Source organism: Weissella bombi (genome assembly GCF_900094835.1).
GTDB lineage: Bacteria > Bacillota > Bacilli > Lactobacillales > Lactobacillaceae > Weissella > Weissella bombi.
Window position 1 is genome coordinate 210464 of the sequence record NZ_FMAO01000001.1, and the last position, 14105, is coordinate 224568.

The 14105-nt window shown below is 35.7% G+C and carries 15 protein-coding genes; 5 read left to right on the plus strand and 10 right to left on the minus strand.

Annotated elements, in window-relative coordinates; translation table 11 throughout:
• Positions 1-54: 54 nt before the first annotated feature.
• Genes citF through GA0061074_RS01070 form a run of 4 tightly spaced genes read right to left on the minus strand, consistent with a single transcriptional unit; the run spans position 55 to position 3963 of the window.
• Positions 55-1593, minus strand: a complete 1539-nt coding sequence (gene citF, locus GA0061074_RS01055; RefSeq protein WP_092461255.1) for a citrate lyase subunit alpha — start codon at positions 1591-1593, stop codon at positions 55-57.
• Positions 1583-2497: a citrate (pro-3S)-lyase subunit beta gene (citE, locus tag GA0061074_RS01060; RefSeq protein WP_092461256.1), complete on the minus strand. Its 915-nt coding sequence runs from the start codon at positions 2495-2497 to the stop codon at positions 1583-1585. The genes citF and citE overlap by 11 nt, the downstream gene beginning before the upstream one ends.
• Entirely contained in the window at positions 2497-2790 is a 294-nt protein-coding gene (gene citD / locus GA0061074_RS01065) for a citrate lyase acyl carrier protein (RefSeq protein WP_092461257.1), read from the minus strand. Before citD ends, citE begins: the two co-directional genes overlap by 1 nt.
• 27 nt (positions 2791-2817) lie before the next feature.
• On the minus strand, positions 2818-3963 hold the full coding sequence (locus GA0061074_RS01070; protein ID WP_092461258.1) for an NAD(P)-dependent malic enzyme: 1146 nt from the start codon (positions 3961-3963) through the stop codon (positions 2818-2820).
• A gap of 284 nt (positions 3964-4247) precedes the next feature.
• On the opposite strand from GA0061074_RS01070, the gene GA0061074_RS01075 reads away from it, so the two are divergent.
• Positions 4248-5186, plus strand: a complete 939-nt coding sequence (locus GA0061074_RS01075) for a sugar-binding transcriptional regulator (RefSeq protein WP_092461259.1) — start codon at positions 4248-4250, stop codon at positions 5184-5186.
• A 278-nt stretch (positions 5187-5464) separates the two neighbouring features.
• Positions 5465-6763: a 2-hydroxycarboxylate transporter family protein gene (locus GA0061074_RS01080; protein WP_092461260.1), complete on the plus strand. Its 1299-nt coding sequence runs from the start codon at positions 5465-5467 to the stop codon at positions 6761-6763.
• A 283-nt stretch (positions 6764-7046) separates the two neighbouring features.
• On the opposite strand, the gene GA0061074_RS09215 is transcribed toward GA0061074_RS01080, so the two are convergent.
• The 3 genes from GA0061074_RS09215 to GA0061074_RS01090 all read right to left on the minus strand — a co-directional run bounded on the left by GA0061074_RS09215 (position 7047) and on the right by GA0061074_RS01090 (position 9011).
• The gene (locus tag GA0061074_RS09215) at positions 7047-7136 is read right to left on the minus strand and encodes a putative holin-like toxin (RefSeq protein ID WP_275668783.1); all 90 of its coding nucleotides are present in this window, start codon (positions 7134-7136) and stop codon (positions 7047-7049) included.
• Positions 7137-7306: 170 nt separating this feature from the next.
• Complete coding sequence (locus tag GA0061074_RS01085; protein WP_092461261.1) at positions 7307-7690, minus strand: hypothetical protein; 384 nt, start codon at positions 7688-7690, stop codon at positions 7307-7309.
• The gene (locus GA0061074_RS01090) at positions 7683-9011 is read right to left on the minus strand and encodes a Y-family DNA polymerase (protein WP_092461262.1); all 1329 of its coding nucleotides are present in this window, start codon (positions 9009-9011) and stop codon (positions 7683-7685) included. Before GA0061074_RS01090 ends, GA0061074_RS01085 begins: the two co-directional genes overlap by 8 nt.
• Positions 9012-9200: 189 nt before the next feature.
• Between GA0061074_RS01090 and GA0061074_RS01095 the strand changes: the two genes are divergently transcribed.
• On the plus strand, positions 9201-9752 hold the full coding sequence (locus GA0061074_RS01095) for a DNA-3-methyladenine glycosylase I (RefSeq protein ID WP_092461263.1): 552 nt from the start codon (positions 9201-9203) through the stop codon (positions 9750-9752).
• Positions 9753-9819: 67 nt separating this feature from the next.
• Here the strand turns inward: GA0061074_RS01095 and GA0061074_RS09080 are convergent, their stop codons facing one another.
• Both GA0061074_RS09080 and GA0061074_RS01100 read right to left on the minus strand, forming a co-directional pair.
• Positions 9820-9981 (minus strand): hypothetical protein, encoded by a 162-nt coding sequence (locus GA0061074_RS09080; protein ID WP_159426632.1) that lies wholly within the window; start codon positions 9979-9981, stop codon positions 9820-9822.
• Positions 9982-10017: 36 nt separating this feature from the next.
• Complete coding sequence (locus GA0061074_RS01100) at positions 10018-11106, minus strand: glycerol dehydrogenase (RefSeq protein WP_167550157.1); 1089 nt, start codon at positions 11104-11106, stop codon at positions 10018-10020.
• 201 nt (positions 11107-11307) lie between these two features.
• Here GA0061074_RS01100 and GA0061074_RS01105 point away from each other — a divergent pair, with 201 nt between their 5' ends.
• A complete protein-coding gene (locus GA0061074_RS01105; RefSeq protein WP_092461265.1) occupies positions 11308-11901 on the plus strand; it encodes a histidine phosphatase family protein in 594 nt (197 codons plus the stop codon).
• Between the two features lie 27 nt (positions 11902-11928).
• A complete protein-coding gene (yaaA, locus tag GA0061074_RS01110; RefSeq protein ID WP_092461266.1) occupies positions 11929-12669 on the plus strand; it encodes a peroxide stress protein YaaA in 741 nt (246 codons plus the stop codon).
• Positions 12670-12726: 57 nt separating this feature from the next.
• Here yaaA and GA0061074_RS01115 read toward each other — a convergent pair whose 3' ends face one another.
• Positions 12727-14073, minus strand: a complete 1347-nt coding sequence (locus GA0061074_RS01115) for a glycoside-pentoside-hexuronide (GPH):cation symporter (RefSeq protein WP_092461267.1) — start codon at positions 14071-14073, stop codon at positions 12727-12729.
• Positions 14074-14105: the final 32 nt, after the last annotated feature.

Genomic DNA, 14105 nt, shown 5'->3' on the forward strand with positions numbered 1-14105 from the left:
AAAAAAGAGACTGAGTTTGTCCCAGTCTCCAATAACGCTTATTATCTTTTATGTTTAATCTTTAACTTCTTTTACAACATCAATTAATGAACCATCACGATACTCAATCATAGCAACAGTTCGATCAGTAAATTCAAGTGGCTTAGGCTTACCAACAATCTTTTCAGCCATTTCTTGCATTTGTTCAATCGTATAAACAGGAACACCTGGAATGTTACTCAATGCTTCTACCAAATCTTGACGCTTTGGATTAATTGCAATACCAACTTCTGTTACCAATACATCGATTGAATCACCCGGTGTAACAACAGTTGTTACATCTGGTACAACTGTTGCAATACGACCACGGACTAATGGTGCTGAAATAATAGTTAGTTTAGCCTTAGCAGCATCTTGGTGACCACCAATAGCACCGCGAATGACACCATCAGAACCTGACATAACATTAACATTAAACTTGGTATCAATTTCTAATGCTGACAAAATAACAACGTCAAGTTTATCAACCATTGCACCCTTATTAGCAGGATCCGCATACCAAGAAGCATCAATTTCTTGTTGGTTTTTATTTAGGTGCATTGAAGATGCCGCACCCTTGTCAAAGTCTTGCACATCCATAACACGGTCAACAAGACCCTCTTCCAACAAATCAATTGTTGGCTTAGTGATACCACCTAAAGCAAATGATGCTTTAATTTGATTATCAATCATTGATTGACGTAGGAAACGCGTAACGGCTAGGGCAGCCCCTCCTGAACCTGTTTGGAATGAGAAGCCATCCTTAAAGTACTTTGAGTGCGTAATAACTTGGTTAACCGTCTTAGCAATCTTAAGTTCCTTAGGATCCTTTGTAAAGCGAGTTGCACCAGAACCAATCTTGTCTGCATTACCTACAGCATCAACTTTAACAACATAATCAACCTGTGTTTGCTTAATTGAGGCAGGCGTATTAGGATATTCCTTTAAGTTATCGGTAATCAAGACAACCTTATCAGCATATTGTGCATCCATTAATGCATAACCTAATGAACCAAAGGCTGTTTCACCGTCCATACCATTAGCGTTTCCCATTTCATCAGCATTAGGTACACCCAAAAATGCAACATCAATCTTGATTTCACCAGATTCAATTGCTCGTGCACGGTTACCATGTGAACGGAAAATAACGGGATTCTTTAAAGCACCGTGTGATACTGCATCACCAAGTGATCCACGCATACCAGATGACGTAATATTTGTCACAACACCCTTTTCAATCGCTTCAACTACAATGTCATTCATAACATTAGTCAATGAAGATGGTGCTAGCGTTAGATTTTGGTAACCTGCATCAATAATAATCCGCATTACTTTGTTAAAGACATAATCACCCTCTCTGAAGTGGTGGTGGAATGAAATAGTCATGCCATCCTTAACAGTTTGCTTTACAACATCTTCAAGTGAATCAATTACTTTGTTTTCCTTCGCTGTTGCATGTACTTTTGGTGCAACACGTTGAATTTCTGGATTACCAAAATCAGTTGTCTTAAAAGGCTCATAATTCAAGTTGCTCATTAATGCATCTGGCAACTCTCGATTTACACTATTCTTCAATGTTATTTCCCTCCTCATCTACAAGATGTGCAGCTTTAGCAAGACGCATCACACGTTCAGCACGTAATACAACTGGTCGATCAACCATTTGACCATTCATTGAGATAACACCTGAACCCTTAGCATGTGCTTCAGCAATTGCAGCAACCACATTTTGAGCATTTTCAATTTCTTTCTTAGTTGGTTGGTAAACCTTGTTAACCATTTCAATTTGACGAGGGTTAACCAATGACTTACCGTCAAAACCAAGTTGGTGAATTAACTCTGTCTCACGATAGAAGCCTTCTTCGTCATCCATATTTGTAAAGACAGTGTCAAATGCAGCAATACCAGCTGCACGTGCTGCATGAATAATCATGTTACGAGCAAACAATAATTCTTGTCCGTCTGGATAACGGTGTGTCTTCATATCGGTTGTGTAATCTTCAGCTGACAAAGCAATTCCAATCATTCGTTCTGAAGATTTTGCAATTTCGTAAGCATTCAACACACCCTTGGCTGATTCAATCGCAGCCATAATGTTAGTTGAACCAACTTCACGACCAAATTCTTTTTCAGCATCAGCAACCAATGCTTCAAGTTGTAGCATCATATCTGCAGATTCAACTTTTGGTAGCCGAATAACATCAATACCTGCCTTAACCATTGCCTTAATATCATTTTCATAATATGGCGTATCTAATCCATTAATTCGAACAACTAATTCAGCGTCACCGTAATCAACTGTTTGTAGCGCTTCATAAACTAGGTAACGAGCTGCATCCTTTTCGCTCATTGATACCGCATCTTCCAAATCAAACATGATTGAATCAGCACCATAAATGCCGGCATCTTTAACCATTGCTGGGTTATTACCAGGTACGAACATCATCGTACGACGCAAGCGTTCTTCTTGTTGTGCCATTAGAGTACCTCCCACTTTGGTTGATCAACGATGTCTAATGCACGTTGAATAGCTGCAATAGCACGTGCCTTAATAACCATATCAAGGGCTCCCTTATCAACGATTTTAACATCTGCATTCTTAACATCATATTGACGTAGAACGTCCGCTACAGTTTGACGAATTTGATCACCAAATTGCTTCTCGACATCTGATTCAACTTCAAATTGAATACCTGAATTTCCTTTTGAAATCATAATTTGTACATCAGATGATTCTAATGTTCCGGCAACTGCCGTCTTATTAATTTCCATGAATGTTTTCCTTTCTTAGTCGTATTATTATTCTTTTATGTAATTTGTTACAGCCTGTGAAACTGCTTGAACAACACCGTTATCAAAAACACCTGGAACGATGTGCTCTTTATCAGGAGTTGCAATCATATTAGCTAAACCTTGTGCAATATTCACCTGTAGTGCCATATCAACTGTATTCAAAGAACTATTAAGCAATCCTTTAAATAACCCAGGGAATACAAGAATATTATTAACCTGATTTGGCCATTGTGATGAACCAGTTGCGACGATTGCAGCACCAGCAGCATTTGCTTCATCCGGATCAATTTCAGGTACAGGATTTGCTAAAGCAAAAACGATAGGTTTATCTGCCATCCGCTTAACTTGATTACCAGACAAGACATTAGCGTCTGACAAGCCGATAAATACATCTTGATTATCAATAATATCGTCTAACGTATCTCCTTCAGCTTGTATTACCTGTGTTGCCAATTGACGTTGATAATGATTGTATCGTTCATCATCCTGACGTACGACACCGTGTATATCAACTAAAGTCAAGTGTTGCACACCAGCTGCTAACAATATTTTAGCAGTTGCCACACCAGAAGCACCAACACCATTAATGACAACCTTCAAATCACGTAAAGGCTTATCAACATACTTAGCAGCATTTATCAAACCAGCTAGTACAACAATCGCCGTTCCCGTTTGATCATCATGATAAACAGGAATATCTAAAATTTGATTTAACTTCTCTTCAATTTCAAAAACACGTGGTGCTGCGATGTCTTCCAAATGAATACCAGCAAAAGACTTAGACATATTTTTAATTGTTGTTACAAACTCATCTACTGGAACCTGATCTAGCGCAATTGGAATTGCATCCACATCTGCAAAGTCCTTATAGAGTAAAGCTTTACCTTCAATAATTGGTAGCCCAGCAGCTGGCCCAACATTACCTAAGCCTAATACGGCAGATCCATCAGTTATAATGGCAACCAATTTACCACTTGCGGTATATTTATTCTTATTAGACTCGTCTTTTTCAATTAACTTGGCCAAATTCGCAACACCCGGTGTATAGGCTTCACCTAATTCTGTACGATTTGTTACATCAAATGCTGGCTGAATACCTAAAACGCCAGTATGATGTTCGTGCAATTCAAGCACCCTATTCATATCAACCATGATTTACACCTCAAACTAATACTTCTATTGATAATTAATTATCAATTTCTAAAAACAACGTGCACGTCTTTATGTCGTTAACATTTATAATTCTAACTCTTTTTTTGAAAAATAAAAGAGTTTATTTTTATATTTTTAAAATAAATAGTCTAATTTTCCTATTTTTAAAAATAATTAAATTTAAAAAAGGTTCCTTTTTAAAAAATGCAAATACGTTTAATTTTTTAAAAAACATGCTATGATAGGTTATATAAGAGATTTATTTAAAAGTGGTAGGTATAAATATGACTAGTAAAGACTTTTTAGCAAACATTTCCCAAGACTTTTATATTTCACAACTAAGCCTTGCTGAAATATCAGAAAAATACGGGATTAGCCGATATCTAGTAAACAAATATTTAGACGATGCTAGAAACAGTGGCATCGTAAAAATTGAAATTGCAACACCAACAACTAGAAATGTTGAATTAGAACGCCAAATCCAACAAAAGTTTAATTTGTCTAATGTTTACGTTATACGTTCTTTAGACAATCCAAATGATACCATTCAAAGTACTATTGATTTTGCCGCTAAGCACATTGAATCACTAATTCATAACAATGATATTATTGGTACTTCTTGGGGTGGTACCATCTACGAAGTAATTTCAAAATTTCAAAATAAAATTATGGAAAATATCACTTTCACACAATTTATGGGTGAAAACATGAAGTATCAGTCATCCGCCGGTACCATGCGAATGGTAGAACGCGCAGCTAAGAAATTTTCAGCAAATTATCACACAATGGTCGGTCCATTATATATCATTAACGATATGGTTCGTGATGGACTAGCTAATGAAATTTCAAACAGACCCGCCTTTGCGGCTGCACGCCGAATGGATATGGTTTTTACCGGCTTAGGTACCCTAGCATCAATTAATTCAATTCCTGCTTGGCATCAAAGTATTGATGAAATTTTTAAAAATGTTAATACTGACGAAATCGTCGGTATGATTTATGGTCGTCCGTATGACATCAATGGTCGTTTCTTAAATCTAAACAACGACAAAACCTTTGGTGTTGATCTCGACAGCATTTTAGCTACTCCTAGACGCATTTCTATTGTCAAAAGTAAATTTAAAACCAATGCAACATTAGGTGCCTTACGTGGTGGCTTTATCACGGATTTGATTACAACTGAGTCAGTTGCTAATCGTATTCTAACTGATAATCAAAACTAAATTAATTAAGTAAAAACAGACTATATACTGGAAATTTTCTAGTATATAGTCTGTTTTTTGCGTTCGTCGTTATAATACTCGTCACACTTACGTTTAAATAGTATCAATAAAGTTCATTATTGCAAATTTTCACATTACTTTTTTAAAAAATATAAAATATTAAAATTAATTTGTAAATTTTTAAAGTCGTGTGTATAATAAATGGTGAAATTGTGCACAACTTCATTTTAATTTTTAAATATTTACAAATTAACTAATATCGTAGGAGTTAATCAATAATGGAAAATTCATTTAAAAGTATCCTTTCTAAGCTAGAAGGATTTAAAATAAGCGACATTGGGTTAATTACATACATCCTAATGGGCGCTATTTTACTTATTGCGATTCACATGAAACTACTACCTAACACCTTAATTGGTGCCATTATTTCTCTATTTTTAATGGGAAATTTGCTTTATTTTATTGGGGCTAAATTACCTATTTTTAGATCATATCTAGGTGGTGGTTCAGTATTTACAATTTTAGGAGCTGCTATTCTAGCCATGACGGGTATTGTACCTGCCGGCGTTGTTCATACCGCTTCTAATTTCATTAACAATATGGACTTTTTAAGTCTATTTATTGTTTCTCTAATTGCTTCTGCCATTTTTAAGATGGATCGTAACATGCTGCTAAAGTCATGTGTCCGTTTTTTGCCAGTTGCCTTTCTTTCAATGGTTGTTACCTTTTTTGTTGTCGGCATTGTCGGCGCTTTAATTGGTAATGGTTTTAGCAAGTCTATTTTCTACATCGCTATCCCTGCCATGTCTGGTGGTGTTGGTGCTGGAATCGTACCTCTTTCTGGTATCTATTCATCTGCACTCGGAACAGTTGCTTCAAAGGAATTGTCACACTTATTCCCAACTGTTATCTTAGCTAATTTAATCGCTATTATTTTAGCTGGTATTATTTCAAACGTATTTAAGAACAGCAAGTACGATGGTCATGGACAATTACTACGTACTGACGAACCAACCGTAGCAACTAAAGAAGAAGTACAACCAAAATATACACAAATTGGTGTTGGTATGGCTGTTGCAATGACCTTTTTCCTACTTGGAACAATTTTGCACCAAATCATTCCTGGTATTAGTGCCTTCGCTTTTATTATCCTTGCAATTGTGTTAGTAAAAGCACTTGGTGTAGTACCTTCATTTTATGAAGATGCAACCGTTATGTTTGGTCAAGTTGTTACTAAAAATATGACCCGTGCATTATTAATGGGTGTTGGACTATCATTACTAGATATGAACACACTAATTAAGGCCCTAACTTGGCGTTTCATCTTGCTAGTATTAATCAGTGTACTAACAATTACTATTACGGCCGCTTGCTTAGGTAAACTATTTGGTTTGTATCCACTAGAATCAGCAATTACTGCTGGCCTAGTTAATAACAGTATGGGTGGTACGGGTAACGTATCTGTTCTTGCTGCTTCAAACCGTATGGAGTTAATTGCTTTTGCCCAAATGGGTAATCGAATTGGTGGCGCCATTGTACTAGTCGTCGCCGGTATTCTAATATCCTTTATGCATTGATGATTCAAAAATATATTTAAGCTAAAAGCGGATAGGAAGATATGCTCTTCTACCCGCTTTTTATATACTATCCTGTTACCGTTATTATTAATACAAAACAATTCTTTAATTTATTTATGAATGAGTTATATTTGGGAAATTATCACATCCATGATATACTTCTATATAGATAGAAAGCTCCGTGCTGCAAACACGGAGCCCAGGTTACCTTAACGGTGACTAATTCAAATTGATTATTTAAACCGCCTTACTCGTCAAAGTTCTAGGCGGTTTTTATTTTGCCTTACTTCTTGTGGTTGTCGACATACGTCAGCAACGCTATCAAGAAGGTCGCGAACAATATCATCAAAGATATTGCATCGTGAACAGACATCTCTGGCTAATCCTCCTTTCATTAGATTTTGGTGTCCATGAACTAAATTCATAGGCATCACCCTCTTTCTGATTGGAAAATCAGCCACCGCCTTTAACCTATTTAATCATTATAGCATAGTCACTACCAATTAAATTTCTTAGCAAGATAAAGTAAAATAAGCCACAAAATCACTCAACATATAAAATATCGGATAATAAAAATACTTGTGTATTATCTGAAAGTACGACACTATTTTCATGAAATCCCAGTACCTTTCCGTGATACAAAGGGCTAACAATGCCTTCAGTATCATGATTTCTTAATTGAATAGTAACTGTAAAATGTTGATCAAAGGCCTTCATCAAATATTGACTAATTGTCTCCTCAGACATCTCTTCATGGTCTTGACGCTTCCGGTTATTCGTACGATTTTTAGAATATTTACCAACATCCTCTGTATGGTCACTAAGGAAGTACCCTTGCCATTTAACCATACCTCTATCTTGGTAATCATTTTGAAAAAAACGGGCTGCGTTTATTAACTGACAACGTAATTCATTCTGATCATCCATAAGCGTTACCACCGTTATGTCCACCAACTAACCCAGCACGCTGAATCATTGTACCACCTCGACTTAACGAGGATAATTTCACTAAACTAGTTATACCAAATTTTTTCCTAATATCATCGACTACCTGATCAATTCTAGAAGCATTAATTTGCTCTACAACCGGTGTTAACAAATCCAATTGCTCGTAACCTGCTGGTTGTAATTTACCAACTGATACACCTAAGTTACGTACGCTACCATTTGTATAATGAGCCTCAAACAAATCAATTAAGGCAGTACTAATAACATGTGACAAATTTGACGGCGCAATTTTCATTTGAACATTAAAACCATGTGTCTGTTTTTGTTCACTCGTTGCGTAAGAATAACCAACAAATAATGATACTGTACCAGCTGCTAATCGCTTAGCGCGTAATCGTGCAGCGACCTGTTCACCAATTTCACGAATAACAACTTTAATTTCAGACATGCTATTATAGTCGCGTGGTAAAACTTGACTATTAGAAATATTGCCCTCTTTAATTTTATGCTTACAACTAACAATACTACGATCGACTCCCCAAGCTAAAGCAAACAATTCTTCACCACGAATACCCAGCTTTTGTTTAAGATAGTATGGATTTGTCATCGCCAAATCATACATTGAAAAAATGCCTAACCGATTTAATTTCTTTGCGGTTTTTCTCCCAATGCTCCACACTTCATCTAACTTTGTAATAGGCCATAAATGTTCAGGCAAGCTTTCAAAATGCCACTCTCCAATTAAATCAAAGTCGTGCTTCGCCTGAATATCTAAAGCAACTTTAGCCATTGCAATTGTGTCACCAATCCCAACCGTTAAATATAGCCCCAATTCCCTTTTTACTTTTAATTGAATAATTCGCGCTAATTTCTTTAACGTTAAATCATTACCATAGATAAATTTTAAATATTCCCAAGAATCCGTCACGTCAAGAATGCTTTCATCAATGGAATATAAATGAAGGTCTTCTTCAGCAACAAATTGACGAAAAATATCATTAACCTTTTTATTGATAGCAATATATCGATTCATTCGAGGCTGAACGATTAATAAGCGAGGATCCTTTGGAACATCACGTTGACGCATGACATTCTTAATACCCAATTCTTTTTTTGCACGAGGCGAAGCAGCTAATACAAGCCCCCCATTAGTATTTTCCTGTTGACTCATAACAACTAATAGTGAAGTTAATGGATTTAGTCCGCGATCGGCACTTTCCACACTAGCGTAAAAGCTTTTTGAATCAATCACCATAACTTTCCTTCTCATCTCATGGCAAGTTACATCTGAAAAATTCATAATCTTCCCTCCAATCCAATTAATAGGTTTAACTGTATACAGTTAGTTTAAACCTAACTATATGATTAATCAATCATCGATTAACAGTAATTAAATTTTACGTCTGTATACTGACCATTGTTCGCGATACAATTAGTAGACACTAATAATTTCTCTCTAAATTCAGCATATGATAAGGAGCAAACAATTATGAAGCAACGCTGCGATTGGACACAAAATGGCAATCAATTATTAAAAGATTATCATGATAATGAATGGGGTATCCCAACAACAGAAAGTAAGCAACTTTTTGAGTTGTTAACCCTTGAAGCTTTCCAAAGCGGATTGAGCTGGCAAATTATCTTAAATAAACGAGAAAATTTTGAAAAGGCATTTGATGAATTTGATTTTGAAAAAATAGCACATTATGATGATGATAAAATTATTAGTTTAATGCATAATAGCGGTATTATTCGTAATAAACGTAAAATAGTCGCCACCATAAACAACGCTAAAATTATCCAAACAAAGTTTCCTAATAATCGATTTAGTGAATATATCTGGTCGTTTACGGGAACTCATACCATTCGCCATCACTATGCATCCTCTGCTTTGACACCAAAGTATGATCAGTTGGCACTAATTGTTAGTAAAAATCTTAAAAAAGAAGGATTCGCATTTACCGGTCCGGTCACTACTTACTCTTTTCTTCAAGCGTCAGGTATTATAAATGATCATCAGATTAATTGCTTTAAAAAATAACACCTTATAATAAAAGACGTTCAACATTTTCATGTTGAACGTCTTTTATGTTTAAAGGCAATATATCTCACCATTCATTGTGCTTGATCATCGCTGCCAAATCAGCTTGTGTCACTTCCTGTCTAGGCAGCAACCTTGTTACTCTTTTAAACTCTTTATTTAATTTTTTTCGTTCAGTTAAAGTTTCGTTATTCGAAAATTCTCCATGCGTTCTATTTAAATCTGTCATCATGTCTCCTTTTAGGATAACTTAACTTGTGCTTACTTATTTACGAGATTTTACATAGCTGTCAACTGCTACAATAACATTTGCAACATCTTCAGCTGTGACTTCGAATGGCATTTGGTGAATCGTCTCAGAAGGAATAGTTGCTTGCTTACCAACATTTAAGAAATCTTCATAAGTAGCATCTTCTAGGTGCAAGTCCGCCAAGGTAGTTGGCAAACCAAGTGATTGATTAAAATCAATATACTTATCTAATACTTCAGTTGGCACATTATCCAACATCAATTCACATAGATACCCATAGGCAACTTTCTCCCCATGCATCATTTTTTCGCTTTCACCAGATAATACAGTGAAACCATTGTAAATAGCGTGAGCTGCTGCTAATCCAGAACTTTCAAAACCAATACCACTTAATAATGTATTGGCCTCAGTAATCGTCTCCAGTGCCGCTGTTACAACGTGTGCTTCAGCTGCTGCCACAGCTTCATGAGCATGGGCAAACAAATTATCTTCGCAGGTTTGTGCAATTGCTAATGAAGCCAATGTTGGCGCTTGACCAAGCATTGATTTATTATGTCCCTTAGCAACATCTTGTGCCTCGATGTTAGTAGCCATAGCATCACCAATACCAGCAATCAAAGTTCTAACTGGTGCATTGGCAACAACTTTCGTATCTACCAACACAATATCTGGATTTTTATCATAGAAAGCATAATTCGTAAATTGGCCTTCTGGTGTATATAACACTGACAAAGCTGAACATGGCGCATCAGTTGATGCTACCGTTGGCAAAATAGCCACTGGTACTTCTAATTTATCAGCAATGTTCTTCGCTGTATCAAGTGTTTTACCACCACCTAATCCAATAATAAAATCATTTTTTTCTTTCTTTCCTATCTCAACCACACGCGAAATCTCTTCTTCTGAAGCTTCACCACCAAAGTTCACGTGCGTTACAGTAAAATCGCTTGATAAGGTTTGATTTAATTTTTCACCAACAATTCCCCAAACAACATCATCACAAAGCAATATCGGTTGCTTCCCCAAATTCTCAAGATGTTCCTTTGGATGATCTAATACACCATTACCCTGTACATAATGTGCTGGACTTGAAAATGCTTTAATCATAATTTTCTCCCATAAAAGTATATTGTGATTTGTTTCACTATTTACATTTTAACAATATACCGATTAAATAACTACTTATTTGCTCATAAACTTTGATAAATTATTAAGCTCAGACTATTAGTAATAAGCTTAAAATTGTTAATTCTAAAACATTATTAGATAATGGATATATGACAATATAGAAAGGAACATTTTATTATGAAAGAACTCTATCTAATGCGTCACGGCCAAACTTTATTTAACAAATTACACCGTATCCAAGGATCTAGTGATTCACCACTTACATCACAAGGAATTGCGGATGCTAAGGAAGTTGGTCGTTATTTTGATCAAATTAATCTTACATTTGACCACGCTTATTCTTCTACGCAGGAACGAGCAAGTGATACGCTCGAGAATATCACCAACCAACCTTATGAAAGATTAAAGGGCATAAAAGAATGGGATTTCGGTGTTTTTGAAGGTCAAAGTGAACAACTTAATCCTGATCCTCAAATTGACCCAATTCGTCATTCCTATGGTGACTTTTTCTTACAATTTGGCGGTGAATCAGATATTCAAGTACAACAAAGAATGAATCAAACACTAACGGAAATAATGGAAAAACCTGATCACAACCGTGTATTGGTAGTCAGCCATGGTGGTGCCTGCTTTGCTTTTCTTAAAAAATGGCTATCTTATGAAGAAATTCAAAAACAAGTAACTAACTTTCATAATTGCTGTATTTTAAAATTTACTTATTCAGATAAAGAATTTAAATTTATCAAGGAAATTAATGTCAAAAGTCTTTAATGTAACAACTTACAAGGAATACTTAGCATGCAAATAATTATTTCACCTGCCAAGAAAATGAAAGTTGATCAAGATGATTTCACACCGCTTAATACACCACGTTACTTAGATCAGTCCGTAATAATTAAGCGTAAACTATTATCGTTATCTTATGATGAGCTCAAACATTTATGGCAAACTAGTGATAAATTAACGGCCGAAAACTATAATCAGCTTCACCGTACAGATCTTAATAACGCATTAACACCTGCCATATTCAGTTATGTCGGTATTCAATATCAATATATAGCACCAAATGTTTTAGATGAACAAGCATTAACTTATTTGCAAAATCACTTATGGATTTTATCAGCTTTTTACGGGGTACTTCGTCCATTTGACGGCATTGTGCCATATCGTCTGGAAATGAAGTCCCGTTTAAAAATCAACGATAACCATGATCTTTATGAATTTTGGGGAGATAAGTTATATCAAAACGTTCGCAACCAAGGTCCAATTATTAACTTAGCATCTAAAGAATATGCACAAACAATTACTCCTTATCTGCAGCCCGAAGATAGCTTTATTGATGTTGTATTTGCGCAAATTGTTTCGGGAAAACTAAAAATCCGCGCTACTGCCGCTAAGATGGCTCGTGGTGAGATGGTTCGCTTCATTGTTGAAAATAAATTAACATTAATTGATGACCTAAAGAAATTTCAAACATCAGGCTATACTTTCAATGAATCACGATCAACTGACCGCAAATTGGTTTTTATCCATAATTAAAAAGCGAGGTTGGAACAATTTCTTTTGTCCCAACCTCGCTTTATTTAATACTACTATCTATTGTCTTGCAGCAGCCAAATCTCGATTTATCTGACCTTCCATGCCTTCATACTTGCGATAGAATAACATTGGAATAATCCCTAATGCATAGAACAAAATAGGTACCCAAATGAATGAAATAGAAATACCTAATAAACTATGTGCAGTTTGCGTATGCCCGGCATTATAACCAAACAAACTCATAATTTGAGTTGGAATGGCTCCACCAATACCAGTTCCCATCTTAGTACAGAAAGTCGTACCAAATGCCGTCAACAAACCAGCCGCATTAATTCCGGTCTTCCATTCACCATAATCAACAGCTGAACCAATTAGCACAAATGCTTGTGACAAAGCAAGCCCAACTCCAAGACTACCGATGATCCAACCAATAATAATAATTGGTAAGCTTTTACCACCAAGTAGGACGATTAGTTGTCCACCAATCAAAAACAAAAATCCAAATATCCATAATGTTCGTTTGTAGAACTTTCGATTTAATAATGGTACCAAAACTGTCGTCACTACTTGTAAAATACTTAATCCATTAACCAATGACATAACATGTTGATGTCCATAATTGTAAGTTAAGTAATAAACAAGTGTTGACGAACGTGCTGTCATAGCAGTCCAGAAGAACAAATTACTGATAATAATTAGTATCCAAGGGCAATTTCCTTTCATAGCCTTGAAGCTATCTTTAATTTTAATCTTTTGAATCTTTGGCTTAACACGTTCTTTAATATTAGCAAATGAAATTAATGTTAATACCATACCCGCCAAAGCTAAAATGACTATAGTCCATCTAAATCCAATTACTTCATCGCCATGTCCAAAGAAGTGAACCATTGGCAATGCACCAACATTAACAATTAAAACACCAATTTGAGCAACTGATAAACGAACCGAATTTAGCGTTGCACGTTCATTAACATTCGATGTTAGCAAAGGCAAAATAGTAGCCAAGGGCGTATTTAACCCTGTATATAAGACGTTTGCAAAAATATAACTTATCGTAAAGTAAATTATTTTTGCATTTAATGACCAATCTGGTACCCAAAATAGTAAAATACCAAATAATGTAAATGGGAAAATGATCCACAAGAAATATGGACGAGCCTTTCCCCAACGGGTATCAGTCATATCAATCAGAACACCCCAAATTGGTGCATCAACTGCGTCAAAAATTCGAGCAATTAGCATAATAGCACCGGCAACACCAATTGGAATCATCGCAACGTCAGTCAAGAAGTATGACAGATATACTGTAATCATGTTGTAAACTAACAGACCTGCCAAATCAATTTGTCCGAATGCAATTCGTTCACGCCAGGATAATTTGACGTTTGCACTTTCATTATTCATTTTTACTTCCCCCTCTTACATCACCAACAATT